Source organism: Plantibacter sp. LMC-P-059a, from assembly GCF_030209505.1.
In the GTDB taxonomy this organism is placed as follows: domain Bacteria; phylum Actinomycetota; class Actinomycetes; order Actinomycetales; family Microbacteriaceae; genus Plantibacter.
This window is the reverse complement of sequence record NZ_JARVRZ010000002.1, coordinates 469,549-487,046: the sequence shown is the minus strand read 5'-3', so window position 1 is coordinate 487,046 and position 17,498 is coordinate 469,549. Positions and strand designations below refer to the sequence as shown.

Annotated in this window: 17 protein-coding genes; 7 read left to right on the top strand and 10 right to left on the bottom strand. The window is 70.3% G+C overall.

The window, feature by feature from the left end; translation table 11 throughout:
• Positions 1-27: 27 nt before the first annotated feature.
• A complete protein-coding gene (locus tag QRN27_RS05715) occupies positions 28-945 on the bottom strand; it encodes an ABC transporter ATP-binding protein (RefSeq protein ID WP_285041071.1) in 918 nt (305 codons plus the stop codon).
• 131 nt (positions 946-1,076) lie between these two features.
• A complete protein-coding gene (locus QRN27_RS05710; RefSeq protein WP_285041070.1) occupies positions 1,077-1,658 on the bottom strand; it encodes a TetR/AcrR family transcriptional regulator in 582 nt (193 codons plus the stop codon).
• Between the two features lie 138 nt (positions 1,659-1,796).
• Here QRN27_RS05710 and QRN27_RS05705 point away from each other — a divergent pair, with 138 nt between their 5' ends.
• Both QRN27_RS05705 and QRN27_RS05700 read left to right on the top strand, forming a co-directional pair.
• The gene (locus QRN27_RS05705; protein WP_285041069.1) at positions 1,797-2,183 is read left to right on the top strand and encodes a DUF1304 domain-containing protein; all 387 of its coding nucleotides are present in this window, start codon (positions 1,797-1,799) and stop codon (positions 2,181-2,183) included.
• A gap of 103 nt (positions 2,184-2,286) precedes the next feature.
• A complete protein-coding gene (locus QRN27_RS05700; RefSeq protein ID WP_285041068.1) occupies positions 2,287-3,300 on the top strand; it encodes an NADP-dependent oxidoreductase in 1,014 nt (337 codons plus the stop codon).
• Between the two features lie 67 nt (positions 3,301-3,367).
• Here the strand turns inward: QRN27_RS05700 and QRN27_RS05695 are convergent, their stop codons facing one another.
• Positions 3,368-4,465: a Glu/Leu/Phe/Val dehydrogenase family protein gene (locus tag QRN27_RS05695; RefSeq protein ID WP_285041067.1), complete on the bottom strand. Its 1,098-nt coding sequence runs from the start codon at positions 4,463-4,465 to the stop codon at positions 3,368-3,370.
• A 162-nt stretch (positions 4,466-4,627) separates the two neighbouring features.
• Between QRN27_RS05695 and QRN27_RS05690 the strand changes: the two genes are divergently transcribed.
• The 3 genes from QRN27_RS05690 (at position 4,628) to QRN27_RS05680 (ending at position 9,050) form a co-directional block, all read left to right on the top strand.
• Positions 4,628-5,548, top strand: coding sequence for an AEC family transporter (locus QRN27_RS05690; protein ID WP_285041066.1), 921 nt, complete (start codon positions 4,628-4,630; stop codon positions 5,546-5,548).
• A gap of 162 nt (positions 5,549-5,710) precedes the next feature.
• On the top strand, positions 5,711-7,303 hold the full coding sequence (locus tag QRN27_RS05685; RefSeq protein WP_502929470.1) for an amino acid permease: 1,593 nt from the start codon (positions 5,711-5,713) through the stop codon (positions 7,301-7,303).
• Positions 7,304-7,463: 160 nt separating this feature from the next.
• On the top strand, positions 7,464-9,050 hold the full coding sequence (locus tag QRN27_RS05680; protein ID WP_285041065.1) for a DUF4832 domain-containing protein: 1,587 nt from the start codon (positions 7,464-7,466) through the stop codon (positions 9,048-9,050).
• A 19-nt stretch (positions 9,051-9,069) separates the two neighbouring features.
• On the opposite strand, the gene QRN27_RS05675 is transcribed toward QRN27_RS05680, so the two are convergent.
• Positions 9,070-9,945 carry an exodeoxyribonuclease III gene (locus tag QRN27_RS05675; RefSeq protein WP_285041064.1) on the bottom strand — a complete coding sequence of 292 codons (876 nt, stop codon included), beginning with the start codon at positions 9,943-9,945 and terminating at the stop codon, positions 9,070-9,072.
• A gap of 171 nt (positions 9,946-10,116) precedes the next feature.
• Here QRN27_RS05675 and QRN27_RS05670 point away from each other — a divergent pair, with 171 nt between their 5' ends.
• Complete coding sequence (locus QRN27_RS05670; RefSeq protein WP_285041063.1) at positions 10,117-10,815, top strand: DedA family protein; 699 nt, start codon at positions 10,117-10,119, stop codon at positions 10,813-10,815.
• A gap of 16 nt (positions 10,816-10,831) precedes the next feature.
• On the opposite strand, the gene QRN27_RS05665 is transcribed toward QRN27_RS05670, so the two are convergent.
• On the bottom strand, positions 10,832-11,782 hold the full coding sequence (locus tag QRN27_RS05665; RefSeq protein ID WP_285041062.1) for a LysR family transcriptional regulator: 951 nt from the start codon (positions 11,780-11,782) through the stop codon (positions 10,832-10,834).
• Between the two features lie 71 nt (positions 11,783-11,853).
• Here QRN27_RS05665 and QRN27_RS05660 point away from each other — a divergent pair, with 71 nt between their 5' ends.
• Positions 11,854-11,976 (top strand): hypothetical protein, encoded by a 123-nt coding sequence (locus QRN27_RS05660; protein ID WP_255353622.1) that lies wholly within the window; start codon positions 11,854-11,856, stop codon positions 11,974-11,976.
• Positions 11,977-12,059: 83 nt separating this feature from the next.
• Here the strand turns inward: QRN27_RS05660 and QRN27_RS05655 are convergent, their stop codons facing one another.
• The 5 genes from QRN27_RS05655 to QRN27_RS05635 form a co-directional block, all read right to left on the bottom strand.
• Positions 12,060-12,824 (bottom strand): FadR/GntR family transcriptional regulator, encoded by a 765-nt coding sequence (locus QRN27_RS05655; RefSeq protein ID WP_285041061.1) that lies wholly within the window; start codon positions 12,822-12,824, stop codon positions 12,060-12,062.
• Positions 12,825-12,876: 52 nt separating this feature from the next.
• Positions 12,877-13,665 (bottom strand): 3-oxoacyl-ACP reductase, encoded by a 789-nt coding sequence (locus tag QRN27_RS05650; protein ID WP_200921041.1) that lies wholly within the window; start codon positions 13,663-13,665, stop codon positions 12,877-12,879.
• Positions 13,666-13,818: 153 nt separating this feature from the next.
• Positions 13,819-15,174: an aldehyde dehydrogenase family protein gene (locus tag QRN27_RS05645; protein WP_285041060.1), complete on the bottom strand. Its 1,356-nt coding sequence runs from the start codon at positions 15,172-15,174 to the stop codon at positions 13,819-13,821.
• The gene (locus QRN27_RS05640; RefSeq protein ID WP_285041059.1) at positions 15,171-16,019 is read right to left on the bottom strand and encodes a gamma-glutamyl-gamma-aminobutyrate hydrolase family protein; all 849 of its coding nucleotides are present in this window, start codon (positions 16,017-16,019) and stop codon (positions 15,171-15,173) included. The genes QRN27_RS05645 and QRN27_RS05640 overlap by 4 nt, the downstream gene beginning before the upstream one ends.
• Positions 16,006-17,373 (bottom strand): glutamine synthetase family protein, encoded by a 1,368-nt coding sequence (locus tag QRN27_RS05635; RefSeq protein WP_285041058.1) that lies wholly within the window; start codon positions 17,371-17,373, stop codon positions 16,006-16,008. The genes QRN27_RS05640 and QRN27_RS05635 overlap by 14 nt, the downstream gene beginning before the upstream one ends.
• Positions 17,374-17,498: the final 125 nt, after the last annotated feature.

Here is a 17,498-nt window from a genome sequence, read left to right as displayed (position 1 = left end):
GGTGGTGCCGGGTGGGTGCTGCCCGGGTCAGTACGGGAAGTGCGGGATGGACGGCAGCCGCTGATCGCCGCGGGCCAGGCCGTGGCGGTCGATGCCGAGTCCGTCGAGGAGGCGTCCGCGCAGTTCGGCGAGTTCGGCCGAGCCGCGGTCGCGTGGACGGCCGCCGGGGACGGTCACGGTCTGCGCGATGGTCGACCCGGGTTTCCCCGGCTCGCGTCCGAGGAGGATGACCCGGTCGGCGAGCTGGAGGGCCTCGTCGACGTCGTGCGTCACGAGGAGGATCGTGGTGGGTGCTGCGAGGTGGATCGAGAGCAGCAGGTCCTGCATCTTCAGCCGGGTGAGGGCGTCGAGGGCGCCGAACGGCTCGTCGAGGAGGAGGACGCCGGGGCGCCGGGCGAGCGCCCGGGCGAGTGAGGCGCGCTGGGCCATACCGCCGGACACCTCGCGGGGACGGTGCTCGGCGAAGTCGGCGAGGCCGACGAGCTCCAGGAGCCCGGCCACGCGCTCACGCCCCTCCGCCGAAGGCGTCCGCTTCGGGAGTCCGAGCGCGACGTTGGCCGCGATGGTGCGCCAGGGCAGGAGTCGCGGTTCCTGGAAGCCGAACGCCATGCGGGGGTCGATGCCGGCGACGGGGGTGCCGTCGATGAGCACAGAGCCTGCGGTGGGGTGGTCGAGGCCGGCGGCGATCCGCAGCAGGGTCGACTTGCCGCAGCCGCTCGTCCCGAGGATGGCGACGACCTCGCCGGCTTGGGCGGTGACGGTGACGTCGCGGAGCACCGGACGCGGGTCGGCGGAGGAGGTGCCGGGGCCGTTCGTGAAAGCGCGTCCCACGGCCTCGAAGGCGACCGCGGAGGCGCGGGTCTCCACGGCTGCGGCTCCGGTTCCCGCCGCACGGGCGGCGGCGGAGCTGCTCCCGGCGAGCGGGCTGCGGGCGGCGTTCGTCATGGGTCGATGGCTCCAGGGGGTGGGGTGCCCGCCATGCTACGGGAGCCCGTCCGACCCCTCTCGGCCGCTGCAACAGGGCGTCACATTCGTGCGCGCCCGTGACACCCTGGACCGCCTGGAGTCGGCGCCGACTACCAGCGCGCGACCTGCGAGACCGCGACGTCGAGGATCGCGACGGCCTCATCGCGGTTGACCCTCGCGAGCAGGAGGGCGCTGACCGAGAGCGAGGTGAGCTGGCGCGCCTCGCCGGCGAGTTCGGCCGCATCCGAGTCGGGCCGTGCGCGGGCGAGCGCGTCCGAGACCGCCGCGGTGAGCTCGGCCCGGTAGCCGTCGACGACCTCCCGCAGGGCGTCGTCGTGGGCGGCGAGGCCCGCTGCGCTGTTGAGGAGGAGGCAGCCGCGGCGGGGGGAGTCGTCCGGCAGGGTCGCGATCACGTGCTGCACCCCGGAGAAGTAGGCGGCGAGTCCTGCACGGCCGTCGTCCGCCTGGGCGAGAACGGCGAGCCGAGGTCGGATGACCGTGTCGAGGTAGTCCTGGACGGCGGCGTCGAAGAGTCCGCGCTTGCTCTCGAAGGCGTGGTACAGGCTCGATCGACGCAGCCCGGTGGCGGCCTCGAGGTCGGCGAGGGAGGTCGCCTCGAATCCGTGATCCCAGAACACGTCGCGCGCCGCCTGCACGACGGCGACGGTGTCGAACTCCTGCGTGCGTCCCATGGACGGCCTCCTCATGGCTCGGCCGTCCACGATGCGGACGGGGTTGTGGACCGAGCGTTCTACTATTATAGTAGACCTATCGGTACAGAAGTCCCTCATCCTGAGCGATTCGATCCCGACCTCTCGGAAGGCCCGTCCATGCTCGTCGTCAGTCTCGTCCTCGTCGGCATCGCCGCGCTCGTGCACGTCTACATCTTCGTCCTCGAGTCCCTGCGCTGGACCGAGCCCTCCACCCGCAAGACCTTCGGCACCTCCGAGCTGGAGGCCGAGACGACGCGGGGGATGGCCTACAACCAGGGCTTCTACAACCTCTTCCTCGCCATCGGCACGATCGTCGGCATCGTGTTCCTCATCACCGGCTCGACCGGGATCGGCGCCGCCCTCGTCTTCGCCTCCGCCGGTTCGATGCTGCTGGCCTCGCTCGTCCTCATCACCTCCGACCGCACGAAGGCCCGTCCGGCCGTCGTCCAGGGCCTGCCCCCGCTGCTCGGGCTCATCGCGCTCGTCATCGCCCTCGCCCTCTGACCCCGGTCCGACCGACCGCGTCGCCTTCCGGCGACACCCCGTCCGCAACCCGACGTCGTGCTGCGAGCTCCAACCGAATCACCGCACCAAGGAAAGGCACCACGTGAACACCTCCGCGCTCAGCACCCAGATCCAGCTCGTCTCACGACCGGAGGGCTGGCCGACCGAGTCCGACTTCCGCACCGTCTCCGTCGAGTTCCCCGAGCTCGCGCCGGGCCAGCTGCGGGTCCAGAACCTGTTCCTGTCGGTCGACCCCTACATGCGCGGCCGTATGAACGACGCCCGCTCCTACGTCGCGCCGTACCAGCTCGGCGAGACCATGACGGGCGGAGCCATCGGCCGCGTCGTCGAGTCCGCCGCCGAGGGGTTCTCCGCGGGTGACGTCGTCCTGCACCAGTTCGGGTGGCGCGACCTCGTCCAGGAGGACGCGAGCGGCTTCCGCGTCGTCCCCGAGCTGCCGGGCGTCCCGCTGTCCGCCTACCTCGGTGTCCTCGGGATGACCGCGCTCACCGCCTACGTCGGCCTCCTCGAGGTGGCGAAGTTCCGCGAGGGCGACACCGTGTTCGTCTCCGGTGCGGCCGGCGCCGTCGGCACCATGGTCGGTCAGATCGCCCGTCTGAAGGGCGCGAAGCGCGTCATCGGTTCCGCTGGCACGGCCGAGAAGGTCGCCCTCCTCACCGAGAAGTACGGCTACGACGCGGCCTTCAACTACAAGGACGGTCCGATCACCGAGCAGCTGGCCGCCGCCGCACCCGAGGGCATCGACGTCTACTTCGACAACGTGGGTGGCGAGCACCTCGAAGCGGCGATCGACGCCTTCAGCGACGGCGGACGCGCCGCGCTTTGCGGGGTCATCTCGCAGATCAACGAGACCGACCGTCCCGAGGGCCCCCGCAACCTGGCGAACATCGTCACCCGCGGCCTCACCCTCACCGGCTTCACGGTCGGCAACTACACGCAGCACTTCCCGGCGTTCTCCGCCGAGATGGCCGGATGGCTGCAGCGCGGCGAGGTCGTCTTCGACGAGACCGTCTACGAGGGCCTCGATCACACGCTCGACGCGTTCCTGGCGCTCATGCGCGGCGCGAACACGGGGAAGATGGTCGTCAAGCTCTGACGCACCCCCGGTTCCACCGCCCCGCGGCCCGTCCACCTTCCTCGGGTGAGCGGGCCGCGGTCCGTGGTCACACCGCCGCAAGAACCCCGGCGGCCGCGTCGATCCGCGACATCGCCAGCCGTTCGGCGGCGACGAGCGTGGTGTCGCCCGTGGCGGCGGCATCGCGGTAGACCGCCTGCACCGTCCGGCCGATCGCCGACACCCGCTGTTCGATGGCCGCAGCATCGGCATCCGGCTCCGACGCCATCGCGAGGTAGATCACGCCGCCGGCGTTGGCGACGAAGTCCGGAGCCCAGAGGATCCCGCGCTCCTCCAGGGCGAGCGCCTCGGCCCTCGTGGCGAGCTGGTTGTTGGCCGCCCCGACGACGGCGCGGCAGCGCAGCTGACCGACGACCCGCGCGTTGAGGGCTCCGCCCACGCCGCAGGGGACGAACACATCGGTCTCGACGAGGTGCTCGTCACCCGGTTCGATCCAGCTCGCGCCGATCTCCTCCGCGAGGGCCCGTTTGCGCGTGTCGACGTCGGTGACGATGAGCCGCGCACCCTCCGCGGCGAGCCGACGCGCCAGCCGCCCGCCGACCTGGCCGAGGCCGGAGATCGTCGCCCGGTGCCCGGCCACGAGCGGCGTTCCGAAGACCGTCTCGAGCGTCGCGGTGATAGCTGCGTGCACCCCGGCCGCGGTCGCCTCGCTCGGTTCTCCGACGCCGCCCCGGTCCGCCGGCAGGCCGCTCACGTGGGCGGTCCGCTCCGAGACGACCGCCATGTCCTCCGCCGTCGTCCCGACGTCCTCCGCGGTCCGGTACCGCCCGTCGAGGGCTTCGACCGCATCACCGAGGTCGAGCATCGCGTCGCGTCGTTCCGCATCGTCCAGGGTGCGGCCCGGTGGGAGATGGATGACCGACTTGCCGCCGCCGTGGGCGAGACCGGCCGCCGCGTTCTTCATCGTCATCCCGGCGGCGAGGCGGAGCGAGTCGTCCACGGCCTCGAGCCAGCTCGGATACCGCCAGAGGCGCGCACCGCCGAGTGCCGGACCGAGCGCAGTGGAGTGGAGGGCGACACTGATCGTGAGGCCGGAACGCGGACCGTGCGTGATCGACAGGCGTTCGTGGGGGAGGGTGGTGCTGTGCATCGCGTCGCCGGACGCGGCAGGGTCGAATGACGTCATCGTCGGATCTCCTCGTGGGTGATTGCTGCGGACTCCTCGTGGGAGCGTTCGGTGGGACCGTGGTGGTGGCACGGCTCCTGACCAGATTCTCCACGGCCGGTGGCCCGTCCACAACCGTCGGCTCACCGGGCGGCACGCGAACCTGCGCCTAGGCTGGGAGGCATGGGTGGAGTGTTGACGGGGTTCGCGATCATCGGCACCGTCATCCTCGTCGGCTACCTCGCCGGACGTTTCGGCGTCGGAGGCCCGACCACCGGCCACGTCCTCAACCGGGTCGCGTTCTTCGTCACCAACCCCGCGCTGCTGTTCACCGTCCTCGTCTCGGCCGATCTGCGCGAGGTGTTCAGCAGCTTCATCTGGGTCGCGCTCGCGAGTGCGCTCGCGGCCGCAGCCCTCTTCGTGCTGCTCAACGTTGTGTGGCTCCGGAAGGACCTCTCGGTCGCGACCATCGGCGCGCTCGGCTCGGGCTATGTGAACGCCAACAACATCGGCATCCCGGTCGCGGTGTACGTCCTCGGCGAGGCCGGGTACGTCGCGCCGGTGATCCTCCTGCAGCTCCTCGTCTTCGCGCCGATCGCCCTCACGATCCTCGACGTCAGACAGCGCGGTTCGGTGTCCTTCCTCGGCATCGTCACGCAGCCCTTCCGGAATCCGATGATCATCGCGTCGATCATCGGGGTGGTGCTGAACCTGTTCGGGGTGCGACTCCCCGAGCCGGTCCTGGCGCCGTTCGAGCTCATCGGCGGTGCCGCCGTCCCACTCATCCTCATGGCCTTCGGCATGTCCTTGCACGGCATGCGTCCGCTGCAGGCGGGCAGTGGACGCCGCGAGATCTTCGTGGCGACGGCGATCAAGGCCGTCGTGATGCCCGGCTTCGCGTACCTCATCGCCCACTTCGGCTTCGGGCTGAGCGGCACACCGCTGTTCGCCTCGGTCGTGCTCGCCGCGTTGCCGGCCGCACAGAACGTCTACAACTTCGCCAGTCGGTACGAGCAGGGGGTCGCGCTCGCCCGCGACACGGTGCTGTTGACGACCATCCTCTCGGTCCCGGTCCTCGTCGTCGTGGCTGCCCTCCTCACCTGATCGGGCGGCGTCGCGCGCCATCCGATGTCCTCAGAAGAACGGACACCTGTGGCCGAAAAAAGCGAACGTTCGCGACTAACGTGGGGCGGGCGCCTTCGAGATATACCAGCCGACGTCTCGATGGGCGGCAGCCCGAACGGCCCGTGATTCGAGGAGAACGACATGACCGACGGCACGACACCCAGGCACGGACGCGCAGGCGATCGGGCCGAATCCCGCGAGACGATCGGCGACGAGATGCTCGCCGTCCAGGACTTCTCGGGCGAGGAGCAGGGCTACCACAAGACGCTCAAGCCGCGCCAGATCCAGATGATCGCCATCGGTGGCGCGATCGGTACGGGACTCTTCCTCGGAGCGGGTGGCCGGCTGAACAGCTCGGGTCCCGCGCTCATCCTCGTCTACGCGCTCTGCGGCTTCTTCGCGTTCCTCATCCTGCGCGCGCTCGGTGAGCTCGTCCTGCACCGCCCGTCGTCCGGCTCGTTCATCTCCTACGCCCGGGAGTTCTACGGCGAGAAGATGGCCTTCGGCGCCGGCTGGTTGTACTTCCTCAACTGGGCCATGACCTCGATCGTCGACGTCACCGCCGCCGCGCTCTACATCAAGACCTTCGGCAAGCTCTTCGGGTGGAAGGAGCTCGAGGACTTCCCGCAGTGGGTCTTCGCGCTCGGAGCCCTCGTCATCGTGCTCGCGCTCAACCTCGTCTCCGTGAAGTTGTTCGGTGAGATGGAGTTCTGGTTCGCGCTCATCAAGGTGTCGGCGCTCGTCGTCTTCCTCATCGTGGGCGTCTGCTTCATCATCTTCGGCGGTCGCACCGACATCGGTGCCGTCGGGTTCTCGGTGATCGGCGACAACGGCGGGCTCTTCCCCGTCGGGGCGTTCGCGCCGATGATCGCGATCTCCGGGGTCGTGTTCGCTTACGCCGCGATCGAGCTCGTCGGGACCGCCGCGGGCGAGACGGCCGAGCCGAAGAAGATCATGCCGAAGGCCGTCAACACGGTCATCTTCCGCATCGCGATCTTCTACGTCGGATCCGTCCTGCTGCTGTCGCTCCTCCTGCCGTACACCGCCTACCAGGCCGGTGAGAGCCCATTCGTCACCTTCTTCTCGCACATCGGTTCCGAGCAGGCCGGCGCGATCTCGGCCTCGGTCATGAACTTCGTCGTCCTCACGGCGGCCCTGTCGAGCCTCAACGCGGGGCTGTACTCCACGGGTCGTATCCTCCGCTCGATGGCCGTCAACGGGTCGGCTCCCGCGTTCACCGGGAAGATGAGCAAGAACGGCGTGCCCTTCGGCGGCATCCTGCTGACGGCGGCGCTCACGCTGCTCGGTGTCCTGTTGAACGCGCTGTACCCGTCGAAGGCGTTCGAGATCGTGCTCGAGATCTCGGCCATCGGCATCATCGGCGGCTGGGCGACGATCATCCTCTGCCAGATCCAGTTGCAGCGGTGGGCGAAGCAGGGCAAGGTCGAGCGGCCGTCGTTCCGGTTGTTCGGCGCGCCGTTCACGTCCTACCTGACCCTGGCCTTCCTGGCATTCGTCCTCGTCACGATGGGCTTCTCGGAGACCGGGCGGTGGGTGCTCGCCTCCCTCATCATCCTCATCCCGATGCTCATCGTCGGGTGGTTCGCCGCGAAGCCGAGGATCCTGGCGGCGGCGAAGGCCCGGGAGGGGCACACGGGCACCTGGCCCGTGGTCGCCGAGCGGCCCGCGATCGACGCCAACAAGCGGAAGCGCGGTGGCGCACCACGCTCCTAGGGGCACGCACGAGCGAGGGTCGGTCGGCGATCCGAGGTGAATCGCTAAGCGATAGTGATCACTTGGAGCCGGTTCCGAGCATTCCCTTGCACCGCGGGATCCGGTTCTGCAGGATGTGGGCAACCTCTTCCGTGCACCACCGGATCCCGTTGGAGTTCCTGTGAACCGTCGTCTCCGTCTCCTCGCCGTCCTCGCCGCCTGCGGGTTCGTCGTGGCCACCCCGCTGAGTGCCGCGGCGCAGGCACCCGCCCCGACACCCGCCGACACCGTCGTCTACGAGCCGAGCGACGCGATCATCGCGAACCCGGAGCGCGGCTTCGACCACACGAACAACACCCACTACTACCCGGAGGGGACGGCGGGCGGCCCGGGCTACACGCCGCTCGACGTCCCGACGCTCGCCGCCTACCGCGAGGAGGGCATCACCGAGCTCGTCCGCGTGTTCTACCTGGAGCGGTTCGTGGCCGAGCCGACGCTCGACCCGGCCTGGCTCGCGCTCGTCCAGGCGGACTTCGACGCCGCCCGCGAGGCGGGCATCTCGATCATCCCGCGCTTCGCCTACCTGGCCGGCGGGGACTGGCCCTACACGCCGCCCTACGGCGACGCGCCGCTCGACATCGTGCTCGGGCACATCGAGCAGCTGACCCCGATCTTCCAGGACAACGCCGACGTCATCTCCGTGGTCCAGGCCGGCTTCGTCGGGCTGTGGGGAGAGGGCTACTACACCGACCACTTCGCGGCCGATCCGGCGAACCCGGGCGTGCTCACGGCCGAGGACTGGGCGAAGCGGCGTGCCGTCGTCGAAGCGCTCCTCGCAGCCGTGCCGGCCGACCGGTCCATCCAGGTGCGGACGATGAGCATGAAGCAGAACATCCTCGGGGTGCCGAGCGGCACGGAGGGGGCGATCACCGAAGCCCAGGCGTTCGACGGCAGCGCCATCGCGCGCATCGGTCACCACAACGACTGCTTCCTCGCCGCACCCGACGACTGGGGCACCTACCTCTCCGACCCGCTGACCCTCGACCAGGACTACCTCGCCCAGGAGAGCGACTGGGTGCCGGTCGGCGGCGAGACCTGCAACGTGAACCCGCCGCGCTCCGAGTGGGAGACCGCCTCGGCGGAGATGGAGCGGTACAACTTCAGCTACCTCAACTGGGACTACCTGCAGGACGTCCTGCAGTCCTGGGGCCAGGAGAATCTCGACACGACCGCGAAGCGCCTCGGGTACCGGTTCGTCATGACGGGGAGTTCGGTCGCCGAGGGCACCCTGTCGCTCACGATCCGCAACGACGGTTGGGCCGCGCCCTACAACAGCCGTCCCGCGTACCTCGTGCTGTCGAACGCCGAGCGCACCGTGCAGGTGCCCTTCGGTTCGGACGCCCGCACCTGGGCCGCCGGCGAGACGGTGACGCTGCAGGCGTCGCTCGCCGACGTGCCGGCCGGGCGGTACGACACCGCCCTCGCGCTCCCGGCCACGCATGAGACGGTCGCGGCCGACGCTCGGTACGCGGTGCAGACGGCAAACGTCGGCACCTGGGATCCGGCGACCGGGCTGAACAGCCTGCAGCGTCAGGTCACGGTCGCGGACGGCGTCGTCATGGCCGAACCGGCCGCGGGTGCCGCGCCCCGGTTGCCCGACACCGGTGTCGCCGCGGCGCTGCCGGCGGTGCTCGGCGTCGGCGTCGTCGGGCTGGGCGCGCTGGCGCTCGTCCTCACCCGACGTCGCCGGGTGGCAGCGGTCGACTGACCGGTCGGCTCGCGGTCGCTCAGCCGAAGATCATCGGTGAGTCGTCGTTCTCCTCATCGGAGAGTGAGAAGTCGAGGTCGACGACGACGGGCACGTGGTCGCTCGGACTGTCGCCCTTGCGCTCGTTGCGGTGGATCGACGCTTCGACGACGTGGTCCGCGAAGGCCTGCGAGCCGTAGATGAAGTCGATCCGGAGTCCTTCGTTCCGCGGGAACCGGAGCTGCTTGTAGTCCCAGAAGGTGTAGCCCTCCGGGACGAACGGGCGAACCGTGTCCTGCAGGCCGGCGTCGACGAACGCGGCGAGGGCGGCCCGCTCGGGCGCGGAGATGTGTGTGGAGCCCGGCCCGAAGCTCGGGTCGCCGACGTCGGAGTCGAGCGGTGCGACGTTCCAGTCGCCCATGAGGGCGAGCGGCAGCTCGGGGTTCTCGGCGAGCCAGGTGCGGGTGTCGGCCTCGAGGGCGGCGAGCCAGCGCAGCTTGTAGTCGTAGTGGGGGTCGCCGACCGCGCGCCCGTTCGGGACGTAGAGGCTCCAGAGGCGGACGCCGTCGACGGTCGCTCCGATCGCGCGGGCCTCGAGCGGGAGTCCGTCGGCGTCGAAGCCGGGGCCGTCGAGGGCGAGGCTCGCCGGTGGCTTCCCGAACCCGGGCATGTCGGGGAATCCGATCTGCACGTCCTCCATGGGCAGGCGGCTGGCGATGCCGACGCCGTTCCACTGGCTGAGTCCGTGGAGCTCCACCTGGTAGCCGGCCTTGGTGAAGGCCTCCATCGGGAACTGCTCGGGCTTGCACTTGAGTTCCTGCATGGCGAGGACGTCGACGTCCTCGCGGACGAGCCAGTCGACCACGCGGCCGACGCGGGTACGGATCGAGTTGACGTTCCAGGTGGCGATGCGCATGCCCCAACGCTATCGGTTCCCGTTCTCAGGAGACTCCGGGCGCGTCGCCCTCGGCACGGGCCGCCACGCCGGAGAGCTCCTGAGAACGGGCAGGTCCGACGGAACCGACGGGCGGGCGATTGAGCGGAGGTTCCCAGGGATAGCGACCAGGTGTCGCGTAGCGTCGATGGCATGACGACGTCCACCGCCGCCACGTTCAGCCTGCCCACCGCCTCGACCGGAGGCGACAGTGCCCTCGGGGGCGTCGCCGAATGGGCGGTCGGACTCATGGAGACCCTGGGTGGCCCGGGCGCCGCGCTCGCGATCGCGCTCGAGAACCTCTTCCCACCGCTGCCGAGCGAGATCATCCTGCCGCTCGCCGGGTTCGCCGCCAGTCAGGGCAAACTCGGCCTCGTCGAGGTCCTCATCTGGACGACCGCGGGCTCGGTGGTCGGTGCACTCGCCCTCTACGCGATCGGTGCCGTCCTCGGGCGGGACCGCATGCGTCGCCTCGTCGCGCGCGTCCCCCTCGTCCACGTCGAGGACGTCGACCGGGTGGAGGCCTGGTTCCAGAAGCACGGCTCGAAGGCGGTGTTCTTCGGGCGCATGCTGCCCATCTTCCGGAGCCTCATCTCCATCCCCGCGGGCGTCGAACGGATGCCGGTGCTGCGCTTCGCTCTCCTGACCCTGGCCGGCAGTGGCATCTGGAACACCATCTTCGTGCTCGCCGGGTTCTTCCTCGGGGAGCAGTGGCACATCGTCGAGGAGTACGCGGGCATCCTGCAGAAGGTCGTCATCGCCGGTGTCGTCATCGCCCTCGGCTTCACGATCTGGAAGGGCGTGAAGCGGTACCGCCGGGAGCGCAGCGAGGCCGCTTCGTCCGACGACTGAGCACGGTCCTGGCGGGTCACACCCAGCGCGGGGTGGTGAGCTCCTCGGGCTCCGGTGCGGTGTGCGAGGCGGCGACCGAGCGCGCCTCGGTGCGGATCGCCTCGAGGACCGTCCGCACGGCGAGCCGCTCGGCGCGGTCCGGGCGTGACAGCGCGACGATCCGCCTGGTCGCGTCGAGCCCGGCGAGCGGCCGGAGGACGATGCCCCGCTCCGGACCGCTCGCCGTGAACCGCGGGAGGAGGCCGATGCCGAGTCCAGCCGCGACCATCGCCTCAGCGATGCGGTTGTCACTCACCCGCTGTACGACGCGCAGCTCCGCGTCCGACTCCGCCTCGATGCTGCGCAGCAGGCGGTCGAGCGGGTAGCCGACCGGGACACCGATCCAGGACTCGTCCGCGAGGTCGGCCGGCGTCAGCACGGTCTGGCCGCTGAGCCGGTGCCCGATCGGCAGGACGACGTCGAGGGGCTCGGCGAGGAGCTGCGTGATCCGGAGGCCGCGACGCACCCAGGTGCGCTCGCCGCTGATCGCCTGCGCGATGACGATGTCGAAGTCGGCGGCGAGGTCGGGGAAGTCCTCCAGGTCCGGGTCGCGGTCGCTCACCTCGACCCGCAGGCCCGGGACGGCTTCAAGCGCGCGGAGTGCCGCCGGGACCACCATCTGCCCGAAGGTCGGGAACGTTGCGAGCGTGACCGTGCCGGTCGGGTGGTTGCGGTACTCGTCCCAGACGCTCGTCGCCCGCTCGATCGCGACGGCGACGTCCGTGGCGCTCGCGGCGAGCGCCCGGCCGGCGTCGGTCAGGACGAGGCCGCGCCCGCGGCGCTCGGTGAGGGGGAGGCCGGCCTCGCGCTCGAGCACCTTGAGCTGCTGGGAGACCGCCGACGGCGTCCGGTGGGTCGCCGCGGCGACCGCGTGCACGGTGCCGCGGTCGGCGAGTTCACGGAGGAGATCGAGTCGGCGCACGTCCATGTAGCGAGGCTACCGAGTATCGGCAGTATTGTGAGCTTGTCCTTCATCACAAACGGGCGTTTCATAGAAGCATGACCATCTACCTCGGCATCATCGCCCTCCTCGCTGCCAGTGCAGCCGTCGGTTCCGTCGTCGTCGTCAAGCGCGACGGCTACCGTGCCATCCCGGCCCGCACCTACCCGAAGTCCATCTGAGACCTCGCACCCGCCGGCACGTCCCGCGCATCCGACCTCCTCGCGATCCGTCGCCGGGAGGTCGTTCTATGTCCGCCCGCCGCTCAGGCGAGGAAGCCGCGGAGCAGGGCCTCGGATCCGGCGACGTGCTCGGCCATGGCCTGAGCGGCCTCGTCGGGATGCCCGCGCAGGATCGCCTTGACGATGCGCTCGTGCTGCTCGTCGGAGTGGGCGATGTTCACGGCCAGCAGCGGGATGCCGTTCAGCAGTTCGTTGACGCGCATGCGCGACTCGGCGACAAGCGGCAGCAGGCTCGGTGCACCGACGAGCTCGGCGATGAGCAGGTGCAACCGGGAGTCGTGGCGGCGGTAGTCGGCCGGGGCGGCGTCGCGGCACTCGCCGAGCGCCTGCCAGAGTCGTTCGCGGTCGGCGCCCGAGAGCTTGCACTGCGCCGCCTCGCGTGCCGCTCCCACCTCGAGGATGCTGCGGAGGACGAGGGTGTCCTCGATCCGTTCGGCCGAGACCGCGACGCGTGCACCCTCGTCGGCACCGCGCCCGCCGACGGTGTCGTCGTCGGGCAGCTCGTCCATGACGAAGGTGCCGCCGTAGCGTCCACGGCGAGAGGTGAGGTAGCCCGCCTCGGTGAGCGCGGCGATCGCGTCCCGGACGGTGTCGCGACTGACCCCCTGCATGGCGGCGAGGTCGCGTTCGGCGGGCAGGCGCCCACCGGGTTCGATGAGCCCGAGGCGGATCGACTGCAGGAGCCGCTGGACGGTCTCCTCGAACGCGTTACCGGCCCGGCCCGGGCGCAGGAGGAGTTCCGCGCTCAGCACCTCGGTGCCGTCGTCCCCCTTGCGCGTCTCGCTCATCGGATCAGTCTATTTCCCGCGAGTCGCCGCCCCGCCCGGGCACCCTGTCAGCTCATTCCGGGGTGACGTAGGCGGAGGAGATGCCGCCGTCGACGAGGAACGTCGAGCCGGTGATGAAGGAGGAGTCGTCGCTCGCGAGAAAGGCGACGGAGGCGGCGAGCTCCTCGGGCTCCGCGAACCGGCCGATCGGGATGTGGACGAGACGCCGTTGCGCGCGCACCGGGTCCTTCGCGAAGAGCTCCTGGAGCAGTGCGGTGTTCACGGGGCCGGGGCAGAGCGCGTTCACCCGGATGCCCTGCCTGGCGAACTGGACGCCGAGCTCGCGGCTCATCGCGAGGACGCCACCCTTGGAGGCGGTGTACGAGATCTGCGAGGTCGCCGAGCCCAGTACGGCGACGAACGAGGCCGTGTTGATGATCGAGCCCTTGCCCTGTCGCACCATGTGACGGATCGCGGCGCGCGAGCAGAGGTAGACCGACTTCAGGTTGACGTCCTGCACCCGTTCCCAGGCGGGCAACTCGGTCGTCTCGATGGAGTCGTCGTCGGGCGGCGAGATGCCCGCGTTGTTGAAGGCGATGTCGACGGAGCCGTAGGTGTCGGCGGCGGTGTCGAAGAGGTGGTCGACCTGTGCCTGGTCGGTCACGTCGACCTGGACGAAGAGCCCGCCGACGAGCTCGGCGGCCGCCTGCCCGCTCGTGGGGTCGAGGTCGCCGATGACGACGACCGCGCCCTCCGCCGCGAAGCGCTTGGCGGTGGCGAGGCCGATGCCGCTCGCGCCGCCGGTGATGACGGCGACCTTCCCGGCGAGTCGCTGCGTGAGGTCGATGGGGGTGATGGTCATGTGGTGCTCTTTCTGTCTGCCCGCCCTTCGACAGGCTCAGGGACCGGGGGTGGTGCTCAGGGACCGGGGTGGTGCTCGGGGACCGAGTGGTGCTCGGGGGGCGGGGTGGCGCTTGTGGAACGGGGTGCTGCTGGTGGAACGGCGTGGTGCGGGTCAGTCGGTGGCGATGAAGACGTTCTTCGTCTCGGTGAAGGCGAGCGGCGCGTCCGGTCCGAGCTCCCGCCCGAGGCCCGACTGCTTGAACCCGCCGAACGGCGTGGAGTAGCGCACGGAGGAATGCGAGTTGACGGACAGGTTCCCCGCTTCGACGGCGCGGGCCGCGCGGAGGGCGCGTCCCACGTCCCGCGTCCAGATCGATCCCGACAACCCGTACTCCGTGTCGTTGGCGAGGGCGAGGGCGTCGGCCTCGTCTTCGAAGGGGAGCACCGTGACGACCGGCCCGAAGATCTCCTCGCGGACGCTCCGGTCGTCACGCTCGGGCGTGAGCACCGTCGGCGCGAACCAGTACCCGGGGCCGCTCGGAGCGCTTCCCGTGAACGCGACGGGCGCGTCGTCCGGCACGTACGAGCGGACGGACGCGAGGTGCGGCGCCGAGACGAGCGGGCCCATCTCCGTCGCGGGGTCGTTCGGGTCCCCGACGACGACGCCCTGCACGGCCGGTTCGAGCAGCTCCATGAAGCGTTCGTAGACGCTCCGCTGGACGAGGATGCGGCTGCGGGCGCAGCAGTCCTGGCCGGCGTTCTCGAACACCCCGTACGGGGCGGTCGCGGCTGCTCGTTCGAGATCGGCGTCGGCGAACACGATGTTGGCGCTCTTGCCGCCGAGCTCGAGGGTGACCCGCTTCACCTGTTCGGAGGCGCCCGCCATGATCCGTTTGCCGACGGCCGTCGAGCCGGTGAACACCACCTTCCGCACGGTCTCGTTCGTGACGAACCGCTCGCCGACGACCGATCCGCGGCCGGGGAGCACCTGGAACAGGCCCTCGGGGAGGCCGGATTCGAGCGCGAGCTCGCCGAGGCGGATGCTCGTGAGGGGCGTCCACTCCGCCGGCTTCAGGACGACGGCGTTTCCCGCCGCCAGCGCGGGAGCGAAGCCCCAGGCGGCGATCGTCATCGGGAAGTTCCACGGCGTGATGATGCCGATGACGCCGAGCGGCTCGTGGAAGGTGAGGTCGATCCCGCCGGCGACGGGGATCTGCTGCCCGAAGAGCCGCTCGGGCGATCCCGAGTAGTACTCGAGCACGTCGCGCACGTGACCGGCTTCCCAGCGTGCCTGCGTGATCGGGTGCCCGGAGTTGACGACCTCCAGGCTCGCGAGGTGCTCGCGGTCGGCGTCGACCGCGTCGGCGAACCGGCGGAGGGCCTGCGCCCGGTCGGCCGGTGCGAGCGCGGCCCACGCGCGCTGGGCGACGGCCGCGCGGGTGATGGCGGCGTCGGTCTCGGCGACGTCGAGGTGCTCGACGGTCGTGACGACGTGCTCGTTCGCGGGGTTCAGGATCGTGTGACTCACTGGGCGGTGCTCCTGTCGGTGGTGCCGGTGGTGCCGGTGGTGCTGGGGGCGTGGTCGGTGCCGTCGCGGTGCCGGCGGGCGGCGTCAACGAGGCCGGCGAAGAGGCGTCGGTCGGCGGTCTCCTCCTCGGGGTGCCACTGCACCGCGAGGCCGAACGGCACGTCGGGCAGCTCGACGGCCTCGATCACGCCCTCCTCGGTACGGGCGGTCACCACGAGTCCGTCGGCGACGCGGTCGATCGACTGGTGGTGGTAGACGTGCACGTCGAGCTCGTCGTCGTCCTGGCGGAGCAGGGCGGCGAGCCGCGAGTCGGCGTCGATCGCCACGGTCTTCGGCCCGAAGACGCCCTCGCCGGGCTGGAAGGAGTCGTCGCCGACGACGTCGGGCAGGTGCTGGATGAGCGTCCCCCCGAGGGCGACGTTGAGGAGCTGCGCACCGCGACAGATGCCGAGGAACGGCAGCTCGGCGTCGATCGCCGCGGCGAGCAGGGCCTCCTCCCAGGCGTCCCGATCCGTGCGGGGTCGACCGGTGCGCGGATGGGCGGCCTGCCCGTACAGGCCGGGGTCGACGTCGGCGCCGCCGGAGACGATCAGCCCGTCGAGGCGGGACAGCACGGAGGCCGCGACCGCGCGGTTCACGGGTTGCGGGGGGAGGAGGACGACGATCCCGCCGGCGTCGGTCACCGCGTCGAGGTAGACCTTGGGGAGGAAGGACGCGGGCACGTCCCACACACCGGTCTGCGCCTGCTCCAGGTAGGTGGTGACGCCGATGAGCGGAGCGCTCGAGACCGGCGCCTCCGGAGTCGGCGCGGACACCTCGGGGCCGTCCTGATCAGAGGCGCTCAAAGCCGCGCACCCGTTCCCAGTCCGTCACCGCCGCGTCGAAGGCGGCGAGCTCCACCTTCGCGAAGTTGAGGTAGTGGTCGACGACCTCGTCGCCGAAGGCCTCGCGGGCGATCGTCGACTGGGAGAACAGCTCCGCCGCCTCCCGCAGCGACGTCGGCACGCGTGGGGCGCCGCCCGTGTAGGCGTTGCCGGTCGTCGCCTCCTCGAGTTCCAATTCGTTCTCGATCCCGTGCAGTCCGGCCGCGATGAGCGCGGCCACCGCCAGGTACTGGTTGACGTCGCCGCCCGGCACCCGGTTCTCGACGCGCATCCCGAGGCCACGGCCGACGACCCGCAGCGAGCAGGTGCGGTTGTCGTGACCCCAGGCCACCGCGGTAGGGGCGAAGCTGCCGTCGACGTAGCGCTTGTAGGAGTTGATGTTGGGCGCGAAGAACATCGTCAGTTCACGCATGGCGGCGATCTGTCCGGCGAGGAAGTGCCGGAACAGCTTCGACATGCCGTCGGGGGCATCCGGGTCGGCGAAGACCGCCGAGCCGTCCTCGCCGCGGAGGCTGATGTGGATGTGGCAGCTGTTGCCCTCGCGCTCGTCGAACTTCGCCATGAACGTGAGGCTCTTGCCGTGTGCGTCCGCGATCTCCTTCGCACCGTTCTTGTAGATGGAGTGGTTGTCGCAGGTGACCAGGGCATGGTCGTACCGGAACGCGATCTCCTGCTGGCCGAGGTTGCACTCGCCCTTGACACCCTCGCAGTACATCCCCGCGCCGTCCATCGCGTTGCGGATGTCGCGGAGCAGCGGCTCCATGCGGGTGGACGCGAGGATCGCGTAGTCGATGTTGTAGTCGGTGGCCGGGGTCAGCTTCGTGTAGTCCTTCGCCCAGGCCTCGCGGAAGGTGTCGTCGAACACGAGGAACTCGAGCTCCGTGCCGACGAAGGGGACGAGTCCGCGTTCGGCGAGCCGTTCGAGCTGGGCGATGAGGATCTGCCGGGGGGAGGCGATCACGGGGGAGTCGTCGAGCCACTGCAGATCGGCGGTGACGAGGGCCGTCCCCGGGAGCCAGGGCACGTGACGGAGGGTCGAGAAGTCGGGGATCATCGCCATGTCGCCGTAGCCGCGTTCCCAGCTCGACATCGCGTAGCCGTCGACGGTGTTCATCTCCACGTCGACCGCGAGGAGGTAGTTGCAGCACTCGGCGCCATGCTCGGCGACGTCCTCGACGAACAGCCGTGCCGAGACGCGCTTGCCGACGAGTCGGCCCTGCATGTCGGTGAAGGCGAGGATGACGGTGTCGATCTCCTTCGCCGCGACCGCGGTCGTGAGCTCCTCGAGCGTCAGGTTTCCTGAACGTGGGTGCATGGGAGCTCCTCGTGGGTCGGGGACCCGCCGTCGGTCGTTCTGCAGCGGCGGAGAACTGAAAGGTCGTGAACTCGACCATTACACCACAGCATGCCCGAGACGCGAAGTAGTTCGACGGACCGAAT

Coding starts and splice junctions, on each gene's coding strand:
- QRN27_RS05690 (WP_285041066.1), top strand. CDS start 4,628: ATGGGTGGAGTGTTGACGGGGTTCGCGATCATCGGCACCGTCATCCTC.
- QRN27_RS05705 (WP_285041069.1), top strand. CDS start 1,797: ATGCTCGTCGTCAGTCTCGTCCTCGTCGGCATCGCCGCGCTCGTGCAC.
- QRN27_RS05710 (WP_285041070.1), bottom strand. CDS start 1,658: ATGGGACGCACGCAGGAGTTCGACACCGTCGCCGTCGTGCAGGCGGCG.
- QRN27_RS05675 (WP_285041064.1), bottom strand. CDS start 9,945: ATGCGCATCGCCACCTGGAACGTCAACTCGATCCGTACCCGCGTCGGC.
- QRN27_RS05665 (WP_285041062.1), bottom strand. CDS start 11,782: ATGGACGTGCGCCGACTCGATCTCCTCCGTGAACTCGCCGACCGCGGC.
- QRN27_RS05695 (WP_285041067.1), bottom strand. CDS start 4,465: ATGACGTCATTCGACCCTGCCGCGTCCGGCGACGCGATGCACAGCACC.
- QRN27_RS05715 (WP_285041071.1), bottom strand. CDS start 945: ATGACGAACGCCGCCCGCAGCCCGCTCGCCGGGAGCAGCTCCGCCGCC.
- QRN27_RS05670 (WP_285041063.1), top strand. CDS start 10,117: ATGACGACGTCCACCGCCGCCACGTTCAGCCTGCCCACCGCCTCGACC.
- QRN27_RS05650 (WP_200921041.1), bottom strand. CDS start 13,665: ATGACCATCACCCCCATCGACCTCACGCAGCGACTCGCCGGGAAGGTC.
- QRN27_RS05660 (WP_255353622.1), top strand. CDS start 11,854: ATGACCATCTACCTCGGCATCATCGCCCTCCTCGCTGCCAGTGCAGCC.
- QRN27_RS05655 (WP_285041061.1), bottom strand. CDS start 12,824: ATGAGCGAGACGCGCAAGGGGGACGACGGCACCGAGGTGCTGAGCGCG.
- QRN27_RS05635 (WP_285041058.1), bottom strand. CDS start 17,373: ATGCACCCACGTTCAGGAAACCTGACGCTCGAGGAGCTCACGACCGCG.
- QRN27_RS05685 (WP_502929470.1), top strand. CDS start 5,711: ATGACCGACGGCACGACACCCAGGCACGGACGCGCAGGCGATCGGGCC.